Origin of the sequence: Mesorhizobium sp. M7A.F.Ca.US.006.01.1.1, from assembly GCF_003997935.1 — a bacterium.
Taxonomy (GTDB): domain Bacteria; phylum Pseudomonadota; class Alphaproteobacteria; order Rhizobiales; family Rhizobiaceae; genus Mesorhizobium.
Window position 1 is genome coordinate 1 of the sequence record NZ_RZQL01000433.1, and the last position, 2,642, is coordinate 2,642.

Sequence of the window (2,642 nt, forward strand, 5' to 3'; positions counted from 1 at the left end):
CACAAATCATAATCAGGAGACGGCAACGATCGTCTTCGGCCAGAGGGTTTGATGAGCGAGGCAACCAAACGGCAAGGGGAAACCCGCGCGCCGGTTTTGACGGCAAGAAATGTCGTCAGGCGGTTCGGCGGCCTTGTCGCCGTCAACGATGTCTCGTTTGATGTCAAAGCGGGAGAAATCCTCGGCCTGATCGGTCCCAACGGCGCCGGCAAGACAACGATGTTCGATCTGCTTGCCGGCAGCATATTGCCGACCAGCGGCGAGATCCTTCTCAACGGCACGCCTGTCTCGGGCGAAGCCGCGCATCTGCGCATCGGCCGTGGTCTTGGCCGCACCTTCCAGATCCCGCGGCCGCTGCCCAATCTGACGCTGATCGAAAACATCATGCTGGCGGCACAGGGCCAGGCCGGCGAAAAGCTGCTCGCCAACTTCGTCACGCCATGGCGGGTGGCGGCGCAGGAAAGGGCGGCCAGGACAAAGGCGCTTGAACTGCTGGAACTTGTCACCCTCACCCATCTCGCGCATGAGCCGGCGCGCGTGCTTTCCGGCGGTCAGCGCAAGCTGCTGGAACTCGCACGCGTCATGATGGCAGACCCGGCGATCATTCTGCTCGACGAACCTGCGGCCGGCGTCAACGCGACGCTGCTCGAAGTCATCATCGACCGTATCCACGATATCAACGCGCGCGGCATCACCTTCCTGCTGATCGAGCACAACATCGACATGGTGACGCGGCTTTGCCACCGTGTCCTCGTCATGGCGAGCGGCCAGCTGCTCAGCGAAGGCACGGCGGAAGAAGTCGCTCGCGACCCGCGCGTCATCGAGGCCTATCTCGGAGGCGCGGCATGAGCGAGACCGTTCTCGATGTCTGTGCCCTCGAAGCCGGTTACGAGCCCGGCGTGCCGATCGTGCGCGGCGCCTCGATCACCGTCGCCAAGGGTGAGATCGTCGTCGTCCTCGGCCCCAACGGCGCCGGCAAGTCGAGCTTCATCAAGGCCATCGCCGGTCTTGTCCCGATCACCGGCGGCTCGGTGTTTCTGGACGGCAAGGACATCACTGCCGCACCAGCCCACACAATGGTGCGGCTTGGGCTGGCCTTCGTGCCGCAGACCGAAAACATCTTCCCGCTGATGTCGGTCGAAGACAATCTGAAAGTCGCCTGCGGCATCCTCGAGCGGCGCGAAATTCCTGCCCGCATCGAGGAAATGTATGCAGCCTTTCCCGACCTCGTCCGCCAGCGCCGCACGGCCGCCGGCAATCTGTCGGGCGGGCAGCGGCAGATGCTCGCCGTCGCGCGTGCGCTGATCGTCCATCCCAAGGTGCTGGTGCTGGACGAGCCGTCGGCCGGCCTGTCGCCGAAGTTCGTCTCGATGGTGTTCGAGATGCTGGCCGGCATTCGCAAATCCGGCGTCACCATCCTGCTTGTCGAGCAGAACGCCAAGGCAGCGCTTGCCATCGGCGACCGCGCCTATGTGCTGGTCGAAGGCAGGGACCGGCACGAGGGTGTCGCTTCCGAACTGTGGAACGATCCGGTGGTGGCCGAACTCTATCTCGGCCAGCGCCCGCTCAAGTCCGGAGGAGGCGCGGCATGAGCCTGCAATTTGTCGTCGACGGGTTGCTGACGGGTTCGATGATCGGCCTCGGCGCCATCGGCGTGACGCTCACCTATTCGATCCTGCGCTTCTCGAACTTTGCCCATGGCGACTTCATGGCCTGGGGAACCTATGCGACGCTGGCCGTCGTCAGCGCCATCGGCGCGACATTCGGCAAGGTGGCGCCGATCGCGCCGCTGTCCTTCGGTTGGCCGCTGATTGTCGCGCTGGTCGCCGGCATGGTGTTCACCGCTTTGCTGGCGCTGCTGCTCGACAAGGTGCTGTTTTCGCGGCTTCGCTCGCAAGGCCAGGCGATCATCGTGGTGATGGCGAGCTTCGGTGCCTCGATGGCGCTGAGAAGCCTGCTCGAATTCACCTTCACCTCGCGGCCGACCTATTTCAGCCGGGCGATCCAGATCGCCATGCCGGTTGGCTTCGGTATCCGCATTACGCCCGACCAGATTGCGCTTTTGCTGCTGACCGCCGTGTTGGTGCTCGGCGTGCATCTGTTGATGACGCGCACGCAGACCGGCCGCTCGATGCAGGCGCTGAGCCAGAACGCGGCACTCGCCCGCATCGTCGGCATCGACGTCGCCAGCGTGGTGCGCGTCACCTGGATCATCGGCGGAGCGCTCGCTTGCGTGGCCGGCGTGATGATCGGCATTCTGGTCCAGATCCGCCCGTTCATGGGCTTCGACATGCTATTGCCGATGTTTGCCGCCGCCATTCTCGGCGGCATCGGCAGCATCCCCGGCGCCGTGCTCGGCGGCCTGATCATCGGGCTCGCCGAAGCCGGTGCCGTGCAGCTGATCGGCGCCGAGTGGCGCGCCGCCGTTTCCTTCATCATCCTGATGGCGGTGCTGTTCGTGCGGCCGATCGGCCTGTTTGGTGTGAGGGAACGCTGATGGACCTGCTCGGCTACGGCGCCTTCTTCCTGACCACCGCGCTGATCTTCTCGCTGGTCACGCTGGGGCTCAATTTGCAATGGGGCCTGACCGGGCTGTTCAATGTCGGCCTCGCCGGCTTCGTTGCCATCGGCGCCTACACATC

At 64.5% G+C, this 2,642-nt stretch carries 3 protein-coding genes and 1 pseudogene; all 4 read left to right on the forward strand.

The window, feature by feature from the left end; genetic code table 11:
- Window positions 1–51: 51 nt before the first annotated feature.
- Window positions 52–849, forward strand: coding sequence for an ABC transporter ATP-binding protein (locus EN943_RS36410; protein ID WP_127416547.1), 798 nt, complete (start codon window positions 52–54; stop codon window positions 847–849).
- Complete coding sequence (locus EN943_RS36415) at window positions 846–1,592, forward strand: ABC transporter ATP-binding protein (protein WP_127416548.1); 747 nt, start codon at window positions 846–848, stop codon at window positions 1,590–1,592. The genes EN943_RS36410 and EN943_RS36415 overlap by 4 nt, the downstream gene beginning before the upstream one ends.
- Window positions 1,589–2,497: a branched-chain amino acid ABC transporter permease gene (locus EN943_RS36420; protein ID WP_127416549.1), complete on the forward strand. Its 909-nt coding sequence runs from the start codon at window positions 1,589–1,591 to the stop codon at window positions 2,495–2,497. The genes EN943_RS36415 and EN943_RS36420 overlap by 4 nt, the downstream gene beginning before the upstream one ends.
- Window positions 2,494–2,642: pseudogene (locus tag EN943_RS36425) on the forward strand (branched-chain amino acid ABC transporter permease); the annotation flags it as partial. The gene EN943_RS36420 and the pseudogene EN943_RS36425, both read left to right, overlap by 4 nt.

Bases quoted from the DNA above. Each gene is read 5' to 3' on its own strand.
- EN943_RS36420 (WP_127416549.1), top strand. From the start codon at position 1,589: ATGAGCCTGCAATTTGTCGTCGACGGGTTGCTGACGGGTTCGATGATC.
- EN943_RS36415 (WP_127416548.1), top strand. From the start codon at position 846: ATGAGCGAGACCGTTCTCGATGTCTGTGCCCTCGAAGCCGGTTACGAG.
- EN943_RS36410 (WP_127416547.1), top strand. From the start codon at position 52: ATGAGCGAGGCAACCAAACGGCAAGGGGAAACCCGCGCGCCGGTTTTG.